Consider the following 19,342-nt stretch of genomic DNA (forward strand, 5'->3'; position numbering starts at 1 on the left):
TATCATTCAAGAACCACAAAAGGCCGGGGGGACTTTATTATAGTTGCCCCGGCCTTTCTCGGTTATTTTACCGATATGTTTATCATGCTTTTTCAAACGGAGTAAAATGTCCGTTCATGATCTCCCGATAACCCGCTGGCAATTGCGGGAAGAAAACAGAGAAGCTCAGTATCTGCTCGTTCGGGCTCTGGGAATAAGCCCTATCGTTTCCGGGATCATTATCAATCGCGACATCGGCACCCCTGATGAAATCAGACGTTACCTGTCCCCTTCCCTTCACGACCTTCATAATCCTTTTTTAATGCGGGACATGAAAAAGGCCGTTGAGTGTTTTATCACCGCTTTCCAGCAAAAGAAAAAAATCGTCGTTTTTGGCGATTACGACGCAGACGGAATAACCTCGGTCGCTGTGCTTTTGCGTTTTATTAGCGAAATACATGGCAATGCAAGTTTCTACATACCGGACAGGGTGGCGGAGGGATATGGTCTTAACATGGCCTCCGTTAAACGATTCCACTCCGAAGGGGTGGGGCTTATTGTTACCGTTGATTGCGGCATGGCAAATCATGAGGAAATAGCGCTCGCCAAAGAGCTGGGCATCGACGTTATTGTCCTCGATCACCATGAACCCTCGGAATCCCTGCCGCCGGCTGACGCAATCGTCAATCCGAAGCGCGCCGATTGCAACTTTCCTTTCAAACAACTGGCTGCCGTCGGCATTGTTTTTAATTTCCTGATCGCCCTGCGCGGCGCCTTGCGCAGCGAGGGGTTCTGGAGCAACGGCAAATGCCCTAATCTGCGGGGCTATCTTGATCTCGTTGCGTTGGGCACCATTGGCGATGTTGTTCCGCTGGTCGATGAAAACAGGATATTCGCTAAAATAGGCATGGAACTGATATCGCAGGGATCAAGAATTGGGATACGCGCGCTGAAAATGGTATGCGGACTGGAGGGAAAGCCGATAGAGGCAAGCAGGGCATCCTATACCCTCATCCCCCGGATTAATGCGGCGGGCAGGGTTTCGTCGGCGGCAAATGCCGTTGAACTGCTCCTTTCCGAAAACTCGGGAGAGGCTTTCATTCTCGCGCAAAAACTCGAAAATTTTAACAAAAAAAGACAGTTGCTGGAAAGGGCGATTTTCGCTCAACTGCTGGAAACCGTTTCAAAAGCCGCAACTTCCGGGGATAATGAACCAATGGTTTTCTCCTCTCCGGACTGGCATCCAGGCGTGATCGGGATTGTCGCCTCAAAACTGGCGGATCGTTTTGGCCGACCGGCGATACTTATCAGCATCAAAGATGGATTGGGCAAGGGCTCGGGACGCAGCGCCGCAGATTTTAATCTCTTCGAGGGAATCAAGCGTTGTGAATCGCATCTACTGGCCTACGGAGGCCATCGCTATGCGGCAGGCATCCTGATCGAGGAAGAAAATATAGCCCCGTTCACAAAGCAGTTGGGTGAAATTATCAACGACAGCTGTCCGGAACAGGAATTCGCCTCCGGCACCGCAATTGACGCCCAGTGCCTGCTTACCGACGTAAACCATGAACTGCTTGAACAAATTCAGATGCTGGCCCCTTTTGGCAGCGGCAATCAGGAACCGATCCTCTTGGCCAGAAATGTCAGCGTTTCTTCTTTGGCAATTGTCGGAAACAACCATTTAAAAATGCGCGTGAGCAATAACGGCATCTCCCGGGACTCTATCTGGTTCAACAAGGGCCAGTACCTCCCCATAATCAGCCAAGCTATGCTCGATATTGTCTTTACCCCAAAAATCAATGACTGGAACGGAGGGGAAAACATCCAATTGATAATGAAAGACGCGCAAGTCAAAAAAAACTAAAGCCATCTTTTTCTACGCCGGTAGGATTTTACCTCGTCATAAGATTTGGCATCCCCTGTTACCGACATTCCCAGATAGAATTCCTTGATATCCGGGTTTTCACGGACGGCCTCCGCGGAGCCCTCCATAACAATCTTGCCATTTTCCATTACGTAGCCGTAATGGGCAATCTGGAGGGCCATCTGGGCGTTTTGTTCAACAAGGATGATAGTGGTTCCCTCTTCTTCGTTTATCCTTTTTATGATGCCGAAGATTTCCCGTACAAGGATCGGCGCCAAACCAAGGGAGGGTTCGTCCAGAAGCAGCAATTCCGGATGTGCCATGAGCCCCCGTCCAATAACGAGCATCTGCAATTCTCCGCCGCTGCAGTAACCGGCGAGTCTTTTGCGCATCGTACTTAAGGCGGGGAAATAATTATAAACCTTGTCGAGGTCTTCCTGGTATGGCTTCCCTGATCTTGTCGCCGTTCCCACGCGGAGATTTTCTTCTATTGTTAAATACTTGAACGGTTGTCTCCCTTCTAATACCTGGATAATGCCGTTTCGGGTGATTTCTTCCGGAGATTTGTTATGCATCGGACGCTCCTTATAAAGAATCGCCCCCTCCGTTACCATTCCGTTTTCCGGCTTCAGAAGTCCCGATATTGCCTTCAGGGTTGTCGTCTTGCCTGCCCCGTTGCTTCCCAGTAGGGAGACAATCTGACCCTGCTCAACCGACAGCGAGACACCCTTGAGAACCTGGATTACGTCCGAGTAAACAACTGAAATGTTGTTGAGCTGCAATAATTTTTGTGCCATTTAAAAACCTTCAGTAAGGGAAAGGCCAGAGGCGGAAGTTGGAGCGAACGATTCGCCACACCTCCGCTAATCCGCGCGGTTCAAACAGAATAAAGAGAACGATGGCAACCCCGTAAAAAAATTCCCGCAGAGGCGCCAGGCTCAGACCCAGTTGCGTGACGATTGCGCTGTTCATCAGGGAATCGGTCATAAACCGCAGTAGCTCGTTTAGCACTGTAATGAACACGGCGCCAAAAATGGAACCGGAAATGCTTCCCAAGCCGCCGATAATCACCATCGCCAGATACTCCACGGAAAGTGAGAGATTGAACGGTTCAGTCGTGATGCTGCCCATATAATACGCCCAAAGGGCGCCGGCAAAACCGGCATAAAAAGAGCTGACGGCAAACGCAAAGACCTTGTAAGGGAAAATGGGAATTCCCATTCCTTCCGCCGCCCGGTCGTTATCCCTGATCGCAATCCACGCTCTCCCAAAACGCGTGCGGATCAGATTGACGGCGATCCACAGCATCAAGGCGAGCAGCGGGAAAATTATATAATAAAAGGGAATATCCCCCTGGATGGTGAATCCGAAGAACACGGGCATTGGCATCGTGATTCCCATCGTTCCCTTTGTCATATATTCCCAATGCACCAGTACATACTCGATTATAAACTGACCGGCCAAGGTGGCAATAGTCAAATACAGTCCCTTGAGACGTCCGGAGGGCACGCCGAAAATCATGCCCACCCCGGCGGTTATCAATCCGGCGGCAGGGATAGTGATAAATATCGGCAGATTAAGCCTGGTCGCCAGAATCGCCCCGGCATAAGCGCCGACACCGAAGAACGCCCCGTGGCCGAGCGATATCTGTCCGGTAAAACCGGTCAGCAGATTCAAGCCGATTACTGAAATTGCCGCTATTCCGGTGATATTCATCACATAAATAAGATAAGGGCTGAGCGGCATCAGCGGCACGGATAAAAGCAAGATAATCCCGACTATGGCCCAAATCCTGCCGAAGTCGGTAGAAAAGATTGTAAGCTCCCGGTCATAAGACTCGTTGAAGTTGCCGCAGGGATGTAACTGGATTTTTTTCATCTTTTTTTAGACCCGTTCGATTTCTTTTAACCCGAACAAACCGTATGGCTTGATCAGCAGAATAAGCACCAGGATGATATAAGGCACAACATCGCGCAACGAGGGGGAGATATATCCCCCGGTAAACGTCTCCAAAAGACCAATTATCAGGCCGCCGACAATCGCGCCGCCGATGCTGTCAAGCCCTCCCAGAATGATTACCGGAAACACCTTTAAACCCAAGGCAGACAGATCGTGAACATTGACGCCGTTGATGATTCCCAGCACTATGCCGCTCATCCCGGCTACAAGGGCGGCTATCGCCCAGGAAAGGGCAAAAACGCGTCTTACATTGACGCCGAGAGAAAGGGCAGCCCGCTGGTTGTCGGCAACAGAGCGCATGTAAATTCCCTGTGAGGAAAATTTAAAGAAAAGACCGAAGATTATCAAAAAGAAGATGCCTATCCCAAAAGTCGCCACATAAACAGGCGGGATGCTGACCACCCCTAACCTAAAGCCCATCGCCTCCGGAAGAAAATTGGGGTATGTGTAAAGATTCCCTCCCCAGATAAGCAGAATTATCCCTTTGAACATTGCCGCCAGACCAACCGTCAGCATAATGACAAAGATCAGTTTCTCGCCAATCAAGGGCCGGAGAAAAACCCTTTCAATCAGGATTCCGGTAATAAAGCAGGCAACAAGCGTAAAGATAAAAGCGAGAATAACCGGCAGCTTGACAACCGTGATGAAGATCAGAAAGAAATAACCGCCCAGTGCGAGCAATTCGCCATGCGCAAAGTTCAAAACGCTTGACGATTTGAAGATCATTACAAACCCCATCGCGGAAAGTCCATAGACGAAACCGACGGAAAGACCTCCGATGAGCAACTGCAAAAAGAAATCCACTTTAACCCTCCCTAACCCTGCAGTGTCTTGAAAATCGTTTTTTGGAAACTATCAAATCGTAGATTTGAGTTTATAAACGGACGGCTGGTTTCTTATAATGCAGTCATAACCCGCACGATTGTATCTATCTCGCCTACCTGCCCATCGCGATAGCGTATTTTTCCCTTGATCGGAATCTCGCTTTTGTCTGAGTACATGCCCTCTATCAAGGTGTTATACGATTCACTAACAAAGTGGCGGCGCACCTTGCCGGTTCTGGTCAATTCCTCATCATCGGCATCCAGCAGCTTATAAAGTAGAATGAATTTGTTGATTTTCATAACATCCGGCAATTGCTGATTGACGGTGCGGACTTCGGAGAGGATCAACTCTTCCACGGGCGGCTGCTGAGAAAGATCGATATAAGTTGTGTAGGGGATCATTCTTTTTTCCGCCCAGCTCCCGGTGTTGCCGAGATCGATGTTGATCAACGCCGTCAAAAACGGTCGCCCCTCGCCGAAGATAACGGCCTCTTTGATAAAGGGGCTGAATTTCAGCCTTGTTTCAATGAAATCAGGGGAAAAGGCTTCGCCGCTCTTGTTGCGGATAACCTCTTCCTTACGACCGATGATCAACAGATGACCATCCTGATCGAGATAACCGGCGTCGCCGGTCCGCAACCAGCCATCCAGGAAGGCAGCCGCGGTCGCCTGCTCATTCTGATAATATCCCTGAAAGGTGGAACCGCTGCGAATCAGCACTTCCTGATTTTCATCAATTTTTATTTCGACGCCGGGTAGCGGCTTGCCGACCGTTTCCGGTTTCACTTCGTCATCCGGCTGAATCTGAAAGATTCCTCCGGACTCGGTCAAACCATAGCACTGCTTCAAATTAAGACCGAAGGAACGAAAAAAAATTATAACATCCGGGCTGATAGGATGACCGCCGGTATAGGCGCCAAGAAAGTTCGCACACCCCACGCGGTCGAGAAGACGACGATAAATAATTATCGAGGATAGTTTGTGCAGGAAACTCAAAAAAAATGAGGGGTTTTTTTTCTGCATGCGGGCGCTTTCCATCAAACGTCCCACTCGTTCTGCCTGGTTGAAGAAATGGCGCTTGATGAACCCTGCATCCCCCATCTTGACGCGAATCTTCGACGCCATGTCCTCCCAGAAACGCGATGCCGTGATTATGCGGGATGGCCCGATCTCCCGGAAATCATCCACCACCGTCTCCGGCATTTCCGGGAAATTCATAGTCATTCCCGAGTAAAGCGCTACGCCAAAGGCCCACATTTGATCGACAATCCATGCCGGCGGCGACATTGAAAGCCAGTTTTCGCCTGGTTTTATATCTATCGCCGTGGTCCACATTTTGCCGATCGTGATGATATTCTGATGCGACAGCATCGCCATCTTGGGAACCCCTGTTGTCCCTGACGTCTGAATCATCAGGGCTGTTTCATCGCCCCTGCCCTTTTTCAGCTCTTCATGGAAAAGCTCCGTGCGCTCGTAATCGAGTTTTTCGCCTTGCGCAAGCAGCTCACGGTAGGAAATGATCCAAGGATTGTCATCGTAGGAGCGCATTCCCGTAGGATCAATGTAGATGACATTTTTGACATGGCTCAGTTTATCGCGGCTCTCCAAGAGCTTGTCAACCTGTTCCTGATTTTCGGCAAAGACAAAAGCGGCGCTGACCCGGTTCAAAGCAATAGCAAGTTCCGCCGAGACAGCCGAGGTGAATAAATTCAGGCTGATGCCGCCCACCGCCTGTGTCCCCGCTTCGGCAAACAGCCATTCCGAATGATTGTCCGTGATGAGCCCCACCACATCGCCCCGTTTAAATCCGATCGCGATCAGGCCAAGCCCAATTTTCTTTACGTAGCCGAGGTAAGCTTTCCAACTGTAAACATCCCAAATGCCGTAAGCTTTTTCCCTGATGGCGGCCTGGTCTCCAATAATACTTTCAGCCTGTGAAGCCAGGAGCTGCGGGATAGTTCCCCGAAAATCTTCATTTTGCTCGTTGCTGTCGAAGCTCAAAAATTTTCCCCTTTATGAACATTAATCTGCGATTTATGAACATTAATCTTCGATTTTAGAGAATTTTATCATCACCGAGGTATGCCTTGATCACCTCCGGGTGTTTGACAATTTCACCGGGAGTTCCCTCTGCCAGCTTTTCTCCAAAATTGAGCACGGCAATCCTTTTGGCAATGCTCATGACAATTGCCATATCGTGCTCAACGAGAATCATGGTTTGCCCCCAAGCCCGGTTAAGCTCAAGCAGAAAACGCACCATATCCTCTTTTTCCTCAAGATTCATTCCCGCAAAAGGTTCGTCAAGCACCAGCAGATCAGGCTGGAGGGCAAGCGCCCTTCCCAGCTCGATGCGCTTCATCATTCCGTACGGCAGCGAACCAACCGGTTTGTTGCGAACGGACTGGATTTCCAGAAAATCAATGATCTCCTCTAGAATGCGCCGATGGGCAATCTCCTCTTGACGTACCGATTTCAAAAAAAAGCAGGCCGGTAAAAAACCATAATGGTAGTGAATGTGCCGGGCAAGAAAAAGATTGGAAATGACGGTCATTCCGGGAAACAATTCAATATTCTGAAAGGTTCTGCCAATGCCGATTTTTACCAACTGATGGGGATGTAAATTTTCAATTTGTTTTCCATTGTAAATGATCTTGCCTGCTTCCGGATGATAGAAGCCGGTAATGCAGTTCATCAGGCTGGTTTTTCCTGCGCCATTAGGGCCGATGACGGCGAAGAGCTCACCGCTCTTCACCGTCAAATCAACATTTGTCAAGGCCCTGACGCCTCCAAAGGAAAGGGACAGCCCCCTAATTTCAACTTCCGCCGGTCGTCTGGCGTTTTTTGTGTTTTCGTAAATGGACGGCTGTCCCCTGAACGCCTTCATCTGCCTGTTTTCCCCCGTTTCACCTGCATTCAAATAACCGCTGTGTGGAAGCGACGCCTACCTTGTACTACTTAAGGAGCTTTACGTTCTCCTTCCCCGGAACGTAGAAGTTCGTCAAAGGGGTGTACGAACCATCTTCATTAATCGAAACCATACGACCGCTGAACGAGGCCTCGTGATTGGAAGGTGAGTACGTGACAGCAGGAATCAATCCGCCAAAATCCTCATTTTTAAAGGATTCCATCGCACTGTTGATGGTTTTGCTGTTGACGGCCTTGAATTTTTCGTCCGCCCGGACCATCGCCCGCTCCATGATGCTGCCGATGACAACCCCTTCCCAGTAGGCGTTATCAAATTTATCGACTGTCTTGTATCGTTTGATCAAATCCTGCATAAGCGCTATTCCCTTATTGTTATCGCCAGGCAGGCAGCCGGGGAACTGCATTTTCAGGCGGTCTCTGATCAGTCCCTGCCCCATTTTGAAGAAATCGGGATCGGTTGAGGTCCATGTACCGATAAATGGCGGATTGTAGTTTATTCTGTCTGCGCTGCGCAGGGCGGTTATTATTGCCGCCGGCAGCATCTGGATAAAGATGTATTCAGCGCCGGCTTTCTGGAGCCGCAGCAGTTCCGTTGAAAGATCAACAGTTTTCGCCGGGAATTCCTCGATTGCGACAATATTTATCTTCTTTTTGGCGGCATATTCCTTGGTGGGCTTATGAATGGAGCGTCCGTAGGCATTGTTGTAGGTGAGAAGCCCGACCTTCGGCGGTTCCTTACCTTTGTGGACAGCCATGATGTAATCAAGAACGGCCTCGGAATCCAGGCGGTAACTGCCAAAAGGCAGGTACATATATTCTATCGGCGCTTCCAGTATCTCCCACCCGGTTGAATAATTAATGGTAGGTATCTTGTAATTCTGAATGACCGGTTTGGCGGCGAGCCCTTCCCCTGTCCCCCAGGTGGCGATCATGTCAACCTTGTCCTGAACGGCAAACTTTCTAACCGCGGCCACCGCCTCGGGAACCTTATAAGCTGTATCCACAAGGATCATTTCAATCTTTTTGCCGTTAACGCCGCCTTTTACTTCATTTACATAACGAAAATAATCCTGCTGTCCTTTAGCGTGAAATTTTCCCCAGCTCGATGCCGGACCAGTCAAATTGATAGCGGCGCCTACCTTGATAGACTCCGAAAACGCCATCCCCGGCCACAAAAAAGAAATGGCAAGGATGCCAACCAGAAACCCTCTTTTAAATAAATTCATGTTCAAGCCCTCCTTTTAATCACAAAAAAAATTTCCCCCCGACAAACCGTTGCCTTAGTGGACAACCAATTGTCCGTGGGAAGCCAACGACCCTTGCCCATGGCTCTGCCTAACTAAAAAACAATATACCGTTTTTGTTTGAAGCTAAATTTCTTTGGAGTGTTTTTCTCGTGTCTGTGTGCGGACTTTATAAAGCATGAACTACGGGATGTCAAGCAAATTTTATCATTGATGGCGATATCCCCAGTTTTTCACAGCGATAATGAAGGGAATCATAGGTTATTCCTAATAAATCCGCGGCCTTGCTCTTTGCCCCATTCGCTTGTTTGAGAGCCTTTTCGATCAGATTTTTTTCACATCTCGCCAGTTCCTCATTGAGATTCACCGCGCCATCGGCAACGCCGAGCGAGGACGTTACGCTGTTTATCCCCCCTATACCATCGGAAAGAATCAAATTATCCGGCAATATGATGTTGGATGTCTCCAGAGCCACGCTGCGTTCTATGATATTCTTCAACTCGCGTATATTGCCGGGGAATTGATACCCAAGCAGCAGTTCCATTGCATAGGTTGAGATAGTTTTTACGTCTTTTCCCAACTCTTTTGAATATTTTTCGATAAAGTAATTGCTGAGAACGGGGATGTCTTCCTTCCTCTCCCGGAGAGGAGGCAAAAAAAGCGGGATCACATTTAGCCTGTAGTACAAATCCTCCCGGAATTTCTCGGCTTTGACCATTTCAGCAAGATTTTTGTTGGTGGCGGAAATAATGCGCACATCTACGCTAATGTCTTCAGAACCGCCAATCCGGCGAAAGGTTTTTTCCTGAACAACCCTGAGGAGTTTAACCTGGAGAAACGTGGAGAGTTCCGCTACCTCGTCGAGAAAAATTGTTCCCCCCCTGGCAAACTCAAAAAGCCCCTGCTTATCTGTGAAAGCTCCGGTGAAAGCGCCTTTGCAATAACCGAATAGTTCGCTCTCCAGAAGATTTTCCGGTATCCCTCCGCAATTGATCACTACAAAAGGCATTCCGTTGCGGGGACTGTTGTCATGGATTGCCCTTGCCACAAGCTCCTTGCCTGTGCCGCTTTCTCCGAGAATCAGAATATTTGTGAGGGTTTGCGCAATCTTTCTGATGGTTGCGTATATTTTGAGCATCTCGCTGCTTTTCCCGATCATTTCTCCAAAGCGCACCTGCTGGCCGACTTCCTTCAGGAAAAGGAGATCCTTCTGTTTTTCTCCTTTGTTATTCAGAGCATTGCGGATGATTCTTTTCAAATCATCGATCGCAAAATCCTTTTCGAGGTAGTCGTAAACGCCTTCCTTCATCGCCGCGAGCGCCGTTTCCGCCGAGGCGTACGCAGTGATCAGGATCACCATGACGCCGGGACAAATTTTCTTTGCCTCCCGCAGAAAGGTTAATCCGTCAACCTTGGGCATTTTGAGGTCCGTGATAATCAGATCAAAGACCTCCTTGCGGCAGCGCTGCAGAGCTTTGGTTGCGTCTGCCGCCGTTGCAACCCTGTATCCCTCCCGGACAAGCATGATCTCGAGAAGTTCCCGCATGCCTTGCTCATCATCAACGACGAGTATTTTTTCCATTGCCATAAGCTTGTTCCCTTCCAATATCACATCGCTGTTCCCGGGCACGAACGCGCAGGAGGAAACGTTATTGCAAACGTTGTCCCCTTTCCTGATTCACTTTCCACCGTTATCGTCCCCTGCCAGTTTTCAATTATCCGACTGACTACCGCCAATCCCAGACCAGTGCCCACTTCCCTTGTCGTATAAAAAGGTTCAAAGATCCGCCGTAGGTCAATTTTATCAATGCCGCAACCGTCATCGCTGATCCTTATTTGGACGGCATCGGCGTCGTTCTTCCGGCACAACGCAACCTCGATGGTCAAAACTCCACCTGCAGGCATCGCCTGAAGAGCGTTCAGAGTCAGATTCCAGAGAACCTGTCTGATCTCTGTTTTATTCACATTGATCAATAACGGGGCTTCCGGCAGTCGGAGGTCAAGTCTTAACTCTTGGCGCCAATCAGGAACAAGACGAAGTGAATCAATAACATCGATGATTGTTTTTTGCAGCTCAACCTCCTCGCAAATACCCGGAGCGGGTCTTGCCAGCAATAAAAAGTCTTTCAGGAAACTCTCCAATTGCTCCTTTCCCCTCATAATTATGTCAAATAGTTTCTGGTTGACATGGTCAAAGGGGGTATCCTCGAGCAGCAGCTGTATCGAGCCGCCAATAGCGGCGAGGGGATTGCGTATCTCATGGGCAAGATTGGCGGCAACCTCGCCGGTAAAGGCCTGACGGCGGCTTTTTTCCAGAGATTCCCGCATATCGATAATCTCCGCAATATCCTCAAAGATGATAATCTCTCCGATAATTCGGCCTTGCGGATCGCGAAGCGGTGAAAGCGAAGCGCCAAGCTTTAACTTTTTTCCCTTGCTTGTATTAAATACCCCTTCAAAACGGGTCAAAAAAGGGGGGTTGCTGGCGCCCTGCTTTTGCTTCTGTAAAAAATCAAAAAAATCCGGGAATATATCGGCAAGTCTTTGGTTTTCCACTTCACTTAAATCAAAGCCGGTTATCTTCGACGCAGAGCGGTTGAAAGACTTTATCCGCCCTCCCGGATTGACAGTCATAATGCCCGCGTCGATAGACTCAATGATGCTTCTATGAAGGATGTCGAGCCTGGTGAAGGCATCCTGTTTTTCGGCAAGCAGTGCCTTTGTCTTTTTCTCCTGATCGACAACAAATATTGACAGGAATGCGGTAAAATAGAAGGATGTGATATGGGTTAAAACCCTTGCCAAAACATAGCCGGCATTCGGTTGATGAATATCAAAAGGTGTAAGCACAGCCGGGACAATCAAAGAGTAATACTCCAGAACAGCAAGAAAACCATAAAATATGGCAGATGCGGAGGCGATAAGCAACCCTCCCCCCCGGCCAAGAAATGTAACAGTGTAAATTATAACAAGAGGATAGAAAACCGAATATAAACTGTTAATTCCCCCGGTCGCGAAAACCATTGCCGTTATGGCAATTACATCAGCGATGCCTTGAATGTAAATATTTGTTAAAACATTCCGGAGATAGTGGAAAACGAGAAAGAATCCAATGGAAGCAATGTAAACGGATATTATCGTAATGAAAAGAGCTGATCTGTAGATATCGGAAATTTCACCGCCCGCATTTACCTTGGCGAAAGCGGCTATCCCCAGAATAAACGTGACGATAAATAAGCGGGAGAGGATGAGTAAACGAATTCGCTTTGTTATATTATCTTTTTGTAAATATTTATCGTCCATGTCCCCGTTGTGTGATAAGATATTTCACAGGTTAAATATTTTTCTCTTTCAATACGTTCAGTTCGTGGAAAAGTCAACCTTACAAATTATGAACCTTAATCTTCGATCGGGGAAATATCGTATCAATTGAATGGTGGGAGAATGAAAGAAAACAGCTCCTTTGCGGGCTTGAAAAACGGCGAGAAACGGGCGCGGCAGGAAGCAATCATCACCGCTGCCGAGCGGGCCTTTGCCATCAAGCCCTTCAATAAGGTCAGCATTCGCGACATCGCCCGGGAGGCGGGAATCTCCCATGCCGCCATTTACCGTTATTTCCCGGATCAGCAATCCCTGTTCATCGAGGCCTTCCTACGCGGCGCCGGCGAGATCATCGCGTTTCTTACGGAGATTGTCTCCCGAAGCGAAACGGGAGATATCGACAAGGTTGCCGAAACCTATCTCGATTACCTGCTTACGCACGATCAGTATTTTCGCATGATGACCCACTTCATGCTCGACGGGTCGCTGACGCCGGAGATGATCGAAAGGCTGAACGTAGCCGAACGCGGGATATTCGATCAGTTTGACGTCATGTTTCGCAAAATGGAAATGCCGGAGCCGGTAAGAATATTATCCCACGCCTTTTTTGCCGCGCTGCACGGGGTGCTGATTACTTTCAACAACTACCCCGGACGGGATCAAAATGCGGTACGGGAACACATCAAGAAGGTGGCAAAAGTCATTACGGTGAAATTTGTCAGTCAATAATCGGGGAGCCTGAAACTACATAACCTGGCTGAACATCTCTAAAACATTCAAAGGCAGCAAGCCCAGAAGAATGATGGCAAGGCTGAAGAGCCAGCAAAGCGCTTTTTCAGAAAAGGACAGTCTCAAAGGTGTTTCATCTTTTATTTCCCGCGAATAGCTAATGCGAACGAGATTCAGATAATAGAAGACGGAAATTACGGTATTCACTGCGGCAATAATGACGATGGGCAGGTGCCCGGCCCTGAATGCCGTAACAAAGAGAAAAAACTTGCCGGTAAAACCGCCGGTCGGCGGAATGCCCGCCAGCGAAAAAGCGGCCACCGCCAGCGTAAACGCCAAAAGCGGCGCCCGGCGGGCCAGCCCGCCCAAATCGGCAATCTTCAGGTTCTCCCCGTTTCTGGAAAGCAGCATCATCACATAGAACAAAGCCAGATTCATGATCAGATAAACGGTTATATAATAAGCTACTGCGGCGTTTCCCGCTTTATTGAACGACAAAAGGCCGAGCATCAGGTAGCCTGCATGGGCAATCCCGGAATAGGCAACCAGCCTTTTGAGGTCCTGCTGAACCAGCCCCACCAGATTGCCGAGGGTCATCGAAAAGGCGGCAAGCACCATTAGCAGCATGGTCAGTTGGGTCAAAGGCAGGCCCGCCAGCATCGTCAGTCTGATCAAGAGCGCGGCGCCGGCAACCTTCGGCACGGTGGCGATAAACGCCGTCGTTGCGTCGGACGCCCCTTCATAGATGTCCGGCGCCCAGAAATGGAGGGGAAACAGCGAAAGTTTGAAGAAAAAGGCACTCATCGTCAGGATAATCGCGAGGATGGCAAGCGGCCTGTCGCCGAAAGACGGCATCTGGGCGACAATATCGGCAAGATAGGTCGAATGAGCCATCCCGTAGAGATACCCCATGCCATACAGCATGATGCCTGTGGAAATAGCACCGAAAAACAAGTACTTGATGGCCGCTTCCAGATGAGCTGTCGTCTTGGTGCGGCGCAGCGGCACGATCGCATAAAGGCTGAAGGAGGATATCTCCAGACTGATCAGAATCGAGATAAGTTCAACGGAACTGACGAGGATGGAGAGGCCGAGGGTGGAAAGACCCAGAAACATGAAAAACTCCGGCATTTTTTCCACTTCATCTTCCTTGTTGAACATGAAGATTACCAAAGCCAGGCCAATGGTCAGAACTAACTTGAAAATCTGCGAAAAACCATCTACCCGGTAGGCGCCGACAAAAAGAAGGCCCTCTGCATTCAGGGAAAAGAGCGCAGCAGCCACTCCCCCGACGGCCAGCACCCGGGCCGGCACAAACAGCGATCGCCTCCCCTTTCCCAGCGACAGGAAAAGAAACAATACGGAAAAGGAAAGTATGTAAATTTCAGGCAGCAGCGTCATTGGATCAACCCCTTAATGGGAAACTTTATCGAGTTGCATGGCAAGATTTACCAGCGTGTATTCCATTACATTGACGAAAGGACGGGGAAAGATCCCCACCCAAAGCACAAACACGGCAAGCGGCAGCATATAGATTATTTCCCGCAAGTTCATATCCCTGATATCCCGTTTGTCTTCCCTCCCCCAGGCTATCTGCTTCAACAGTTTCAGCATATAGGCGGCGGCAATGACCGCCCCGACAATGGCAAAGAAGCCGGCGATCCGGTTTGTGGCAAAGGTTCCAATCAGTACATACAGCTCGCCGACAAAACTGTTCGTCCCCGGAAACGCGAACGAGGAAACGGCGAAGAGGCCGAAAAAGAACATGTAAATCGGCATAATCTTCCCCAGACCGGCATTATCGTAAATCTGCCGGCTGTGGGTGCGTTCATAGACAATGCCGACCAGCAGGAAAAGCCCGCCGGTCGTGATCCCGTGGTTGAGCATCTGGAAGAGAGAGCCGATGAAGCCGTAAATCGAAAACGTGAAGATCCCGAGGATGACGAAACCCATGTGGGCAACACTGGAATAGGCGACCAGCTTCTTCATGTCAGTTTGACTCAGACAGACGAAGCCCCCATAGATGATGCCGATCAGCGACAAAACGATCATCAGCGGGGCAAAGTAAAAGCTTGCCTGCGGCACAATCGGCAGGCAGAAACGCATAAAACCGTATGTACCCATTTTCAAGAGAATACTGGCGAGAAAAACGCTGCCGACGGTCGGGGCCTCGGTATGCGCAGCAGGGAGCCAAGTATGAAACGGAAACATCGGCACCTTGATCGCGAAGGCGATGCCGAAGGCCAGAAAGACCCAGAACTGAAACTGAAAGCTGTAATTTCTGAACATCGCCTCGGGGATGCTGAAGCTGCCGTTTACTAAATAAATCGCAATGATGGCCACCAGCAGAAAAACGCTCCCGAAGAGCGTGTAGATGAAAAACTTCAGCGACGCATAGTCCTTGTTCGGCCCACCCCAGATCGCAATGAGCAGATACATCGGGATCAGCATCGCCTCCCAGAAGAAATAAAAGAGGATGAAGTCAAGGGCGCAGAAAACCCCGATCAGGGCCGTCTCCATGATCAAAATTGCAATCATGAACTCCTTCACCCGCGTCTGAATCGCCTTCCATGAGGATAGCACGGCAATCGGCGAGATAATTGTCGTAAGCAAAACCAGCATGATCGAAATACCGTCAACCCCCAGCGTGTAATTGATCTTGTAGGCAGCAATCCAGGAGATATTTTCCCCAAACTGGAAAATGGGGGTCTTGATGTCGAAATTGGCAAAGAGAAATACCGAAACCGCCAGCGTCAAGAGCGTCGTAATGAAGGAGGCGACCTTGATCATTCTGTCGCTGCGCATAAAGAGGGTGAAGAGCACTCCTGCAAGCGGCAGGAAGATCGTGGTTGATAAAACCGGAAATCCAAACGGATTCATTGTCAGGTATGGCAACATAATTTCTCTTCCTTAAAACAACAGCTTATTAAAAAATAACGTCGGCTATTTTTCTATAAAACGGCCCAGAGAATCGCAAAAAAGAGTAAAAGGGAAAGACCAATGTACGTCTGCACCCTCCCGGTTTGCAATTTTTTAACCAGGGAAGCAACCCCCACGACCGAGTAGGCTGTGCCGTCAACTACCCCGTCTATGGCCTTCTGATCAAATGTGTAAGACAGGGAGGCCGTGCCGAAAAGGGACCTCAAGCCCAGCGTTCGGTAAAGCTCGCCCCAGAAGGAATCAATCGGAGCGATTACCTTCTCGTCGAATTTTATGAAAAGCAGCGTTGCCTTGCGGTAAAAATAATCAATATCGAGGTTGAGCTTGGCGTCAGGGGAAAGCTTCTTCACCAGCAGATAAAAAACAAGCCCGGTAAAGGAGAGAATCTGCATCATCTCGGAAAGATGGGAGGCGTTGTACGGATTGAAATCTGCGGAAAAAGGCAGCAGTTGATAAAAGGTCTGCGGAAAAGTTCCGATAAGAAAGCACAAAAGTGAGGTGAGCCCCATCGCCCACAGCATGTTGGCCGGGGGCTCGTGGGCAGCCTGGTGGTTTCCCGCTTCCTTCCCGAAAAAGGTGAAATAGGTAACCTTCAGCCCCACCGAGAGGAATGTTCCAATCCCGGCAAGATTAAGCAGCTGCACCAGCCAGATTCTGCCCTCGTGATGAGCCGCGGCGATGATCATCGATTTGCTGACAAAGCCGCTGAAAAAGGGAAACCCGGAAATCGAGATCGCGCCGATGACGTAAAATATCATGGTAAGCGGCATGTACTTGTACATCCCGCCCAGTTGGGTCATTTTTGAGGTTCCCGTCATGTAGAGCACCGCGCCGGCGCCCATGAAGAGCAGCGCCTTGTAAAGGATATGGGCAAAGGCGTGAGCGGCCGCGCCGTTTACCGCCAGCATCGTTCCAATGCCCACGCCGGCCACCATGTACCCGACCTGGCTTATGATATGGTAAGCCAGGACGCGCCGGATGTCGTTTTCGATAATCGCGTAAACAACGCCGAAGACCGTCATCGCCGTTCCCAGAATGGCAAGAATCTCAAAGCCCGAAAATCCCCGGGCCAGAACATAAACCGCGGTCTTGGTAGTAAATGCGCACAGAAACACGGCCCCTTCAACGCTTGCCTCCGGATAGGCGTCCGGCAGCCAGGCATGCAGCGGAATCACGGCGGCATTGAGGGCAAAACCGGCAAGGATCAGATACTCCGGCCACGAGGCGCCGGCGGGGGGGATGGCGTTAAAGGCAAAGCTTCCGGTTTTTGTGTAGTAGAACATCATCCCCGCAAAAAGGAGCAAACCCCCGAAGACGTGGAAGAGCAGATAACGATAACCGGCAGCATCCGATTGCGGACGTTTACCATACCAGATCAAAAAGACGGAGGAAAAGGCCATCGCCTCCCAGAAGATGAAAAGGGTCAGGTAGTCGCCGGCAAAGACCGCCCCGAGCGAACCGCCCACATAATAGAACCCGGCGATATGATGACCATCTTCGTTTCGGTGCAGGGCATAAAGCGCGCCAAGAAAGGACATGATCACAAACACCCAGGCAAATACCATGCTGAGTTTGTCAACCCGGCCGAAGAGACCGGCAACACCGAGAAAATTATACGCCCCGTAGTTGCCGTAATTGGTCAGGGCAACGGATATTATTGCCGCAGTGGGGATTAACAGAATAAAGACCTTCTTGAGCTTGCCCCGGAGAAACGGCAGGAACAGGGCCCCAATAAAATAGAATATTGCCGGATGGATCCAGTTATTCATAAAAATCCTCTTTTTTGCCAAGAATCGTATGGGCCAGTCCCTTGCTGAAGCGGACCAGCAGATAACCACCGATTATTGTAAACAAGGTCCAGAAGGCCGGGATTTTATCAACGAAGAAATGGACGTGTTCCCTCGGCAGCAGCACGTCGAAAATGACCAGCACAACAAGGAACCCGAAAAACAATTTCTTCAGGAGTTCGGCCCTTGCCAGTAAATACTCTATTATTTTAAGTATATTCATAAAACGCCTCTTGCACCCTTGAGAATGACAATCTTTTTAAAATGCTGCATGCTGACCAGGCTCTTTTTAACAGGGCTAAAACAAATTACTGATAAGCTTGACAAAAAAATCCGGATAAAACCCCAGCAGAACCGAGATCAGCGCTGTCAGCACGAGCGGCACAACCATCGTCAGCGGGGCTTCCTTGATGCCGGAGGTGGTCCAGTTCTCCTTTTTCCCCTGGAAAAAGGCCTTGATCGTAATCGGCACAAAATACCCGGCGTTCAAAATGCTGCTCGCCAACAAAACGACAACGATGGGGATGTTGCTTATCTCCAAGGCGCCGTTCAAGAGATACCACTTCGTCACAAATCCGGAAACAGGCGGCACGCCGATCATGCTGAGGGAGGCAAGGGCGAAAGCACCCATCGTAAAAGGCATGGCATAGCCAATGCCCGCCATATCGCTGATCTTCCTCTTGTTATGGGCAACGAAGATCGCGCCGGCGCAGAAAAAGAGGGTAATCTTGCTGAACCCGTGATTGACAATATGGATGACCCCGCCCAGAACGCCGGTGTTGTCGAGAAGCGCCACCCCCAGGATAATGTACGACAACTGGCTCACCGTTGAATAGGCGAGCCTTGCCTTGAGGTCGTCTTTGGTAAGGGCGATAATGGAGGCCGCCAGGATCGTAAAGGAAACGACATACGCGGTGACAATGCCGATCCCCAAATCGTTGAGGATCTTCGTCCCGAACGTGGACAGCATGACCCGGGAAATGCAGAACACCCCTGCCTTCACAACGGCCACCGCATGCAAAAGGGCGCTGACCGGCGTCGGAGCGACCATTGCGGAGGGGAGCCAGTTGTGCAGGGGCATGATCGCCGCCTTGGCAAAACCGGCGATGAAAAGGATATAAGTGACGGTAATCCAGATGCCGTCTGAACCGGCGGGAAATATCCCCGTGTGGATATTGTCGGCAAAATCAAGCGTACCGGTCATTATGTAGGTGAGAATGACAGCCGGCAACAAAAAACCCTTCGATGTCCCGACGAGATAGACAAGATATTTCTTCGCCCCGGCATAGCCTTCTGCGTCCTGATGGTGGGCCACGAGCGGATAGGTAAAGAGACTGATAACCTCATAAAAGAGATAGAGGGTAAACAGGCCGCCCGCATAAGACACCCCCTGGGCTCCCAGGATTGCCGCGGCAAAACATGTGTAATAACGGGACTGTGCATGTTCCTTGAGGGTTCGCATGTAGCCGATGTTGTAGATGGATGCGAAGATCCAGAGAAACGAGGAGATGATGCCGAAGATAAGCGACAGGGCGTCCACCCGGAAATTCAGGGAAATACCGGGAGCAATCGCCGAAAGGGTGTAGGTGATCACCCCGCCGTTCCAGACAATCGGAACCATTCCCATAACGGCCGCAAAGGTCAGAACGGCCCCGGCTATCGACCAGAATTCCCTGATATTCGGGGTCTTGCGGAAAACCATGATCAGAATGGCAGTCGCAAAAACAATGCCGATCGGTAAAAGCGGTAATGCGCTATCGATAACCATAG

The 19,342-nt window shown here is 49.8% G+C and carries 15 protein-coding genes; 2 read left to right on the forward strand and 13 right to left on the reverse strand.

From position 1 onward, the window contains the following. The first annotated feature begins 106 nt into the window (after positions 1-106). Positions 107-1,843, forward strand: a complete 1,737-nt coding sequence (gene recJ / locus K0B01_06165; GenBank protein ID MBW6485719.1) for a single-stranded-DNA-specific exonuclease RecJ — start codon at positions 107-109, stop codon at positions 1,841-1,843. Here the strand turns inward: recJ and K0B01_06170 are convergent. The 8 genes from K0B01_06170 to K0B01_06205 form a co-directional block, all read right to left on the reverse strand. Further along, positions 1,840-2,640 carry an ABC transporter ATP-binding protein gene (locus K0B01_06170; GenBank protein ID MBW6485720.1) on the reverse strand — a complete coding sequence of 267 codons (801 nt, stop codon included), beginning with the start codon at positions 2,638-2,640 and terminating at the stop codon, positions 1,840-1,842. The genes recJ and K0B01_06170 overlap by 4 nt on opposite strands. Positions 2,641-2,650: 10 nt before the next feature. Further along, positions 2,651-3,721: a branched-chain amino acid ABC transporter permease gene (locus tag K0B01_06175; GenBank protein ID MBW6485721.1), complete on the reverse strand. Its 1,071-nt coding sequence runs from the start codon at positions 3,719-3,721 to the stop codon at positions 2,651-2,653. A 6-nt stretch (positions 3,722-3,727) separates the two neighbouring features. Beyond that, entirely contained in the window at positions 3,728-4,606 is an 879-nt protein-coding gene (locus K0B01_06180) for a branched-chain amino acid ABC transporter permease (protein MBW6485722.1), read from the reverse strand. 92 nt (positions 4,607-4,698) lie between these two features. Further along, a complete protein-coding gene (locus K0B01_06185) occupies positions 4,699-6,627 on the reverse strand; it encodes an AMP-binding protein (GenBank protein ID MBW6485723.1) in 1,929 nt (642 codons plus the stop codon). Between the two features lie 55 nt (positions 6,628-6,682). Continuing rightward, complete coding sequence (locus K0B01_06190; protein MBW6485724.1) at positions 6,683-7,510, reverse strand: ABC transporter ATP-binding protein; 828 nt, start codon at positions 7,508-7,510, stop codon at positions 6,683-6,685. Between the two features lie 67 nt (positions 7,511-7,577). Then, positions 7,578-8,777 carry an ABC transporter substrate-binding protein gene (locus K0B01_06195; protein ID MBW6485725.1) on the reverse strand — a complete coding sequence of 400 codons (1,200 nt, stop codon included), beginning with the start codon at positions 8,775-8,777 and terminating at the stop codon, positions 7,578-7,580. A gap of 211 nt (positions 8,778-8,988) precedes the next feature. Beyond that, positions 8,989-10,377 carry a sigma-54 dependent transcriptional regulator gene (locus K0B01_06200; GenBank protein ID MBW6485726.1) on the reverse strand — a complete coding sequence of 463 codons (1,389 nt, stop codon included), beginning with the start codon at positions 10,375-10,377 and terminating at the stop codon, positions 8,989-8,991. Between the two features lie 26 nt (positions 10,378-10,403). Further along, positions 10,404-12,098 (reverse strand): PAS domain S-box protein, encoded by a 1,695-nt coding sequence (locus K0B01_06205; GenBank protein MBW6485727.1) that lies wholly within the window; start codon positions 12,096-12,098, stop codon positions 10,404-10,406. A gap of 141 nt (positions 12,099-12,239) precedes the next feature. Between K0B01_06205 and K0B01_06210 the strand changes: the two genes are divergently transcribed. Continuing rightward, positions 12,240-12,845: a TetR/AcrR family transcriptional regulator gene (locus K0B01_06210; protein MBW6485728.1), complete on the forward strand. Its 606-nt coding sequence runs from the start codon at positions 12,240-12,242 to the stop codon at positions 12,843-12,845. A gap of 15 nt (positions 12,846-12,860) precedes the next feature. On the opposite strand, the gene K0B01_06215 is transcribed toward K0B01_06210, so the two are convergent. The 5 genes from K0B01_06215 to K0B01_06235 form a co-directional block, all read right to left on the reverse strand. Then, a complete protein-coding gene (locus K0B01_06215; protein ID MBW6485729.1) occupies positions 12,861-14,246 on the reverse strand; it encodes an NADH-quinone oxidoreductase subunit N in 1,386 nt (461 codons plus the stop codon). A 12-nt stretch (positions 14,247-14,258) separates the two neighbouring features. After that, entirely contained in the window at positions 14,259-15,743 is a 1,485-nt protein-coding gene (locus tag K0B01_06220) for an NADH-quinone oxidoreductase subunit M (protein ID MBW6485730.1), read from the reverse strand. 53 nt (positions 15,744-15,796) lie between these two features. After that, entirely contained in the window at positions 15,797-17,554 is a 1,758-nt protein-coding gene (locus K0B01_06225) for a Na(+)/H(+) antiporter subunit D (protein MBW6485731.1), read from the reverse strand. Then, positions 17,547-17,795 (reverse strand): hypothetical protein, encoded by a 249-nt coding sequence (locus tag K0B01_06230; GenBank protein ID MBW6485732.1) that lies wholly within the window; start codon positions 17,793-17,795, stop codon positions 17,547-17,549. Before K0B01_06230 ends, K0B01_06225 begins: the two co-directional genes overlap by 8 nt. A gap of 75 nt (positions 17,796-17,870) precedes the next feature. Then, positions 17,871-19,340 carry a monovalent cation/H+ antiporter subunit D family protein gene (locus K0B01_06235; GenBank protein MBW6485733.1) on the reverse strand — a complete coding sequence of 490 codons (1,470 nt, stop codon included), beginning with the start codon at positions 19,338-19,340 and terminating at the stop codon, positions 17,871-17,873. Positions 19,341-19,342: the final 2 nt, after the last annotated feature.

It is taken from the genome of Syntrophobacterales bacterium, assembly GCA_019429105.1.
Classification (GTDB): domain Bacteria; phylum Desulfobacterota; class Syntrophia; order Syntrophales; family UBA5619; genus DYTH01.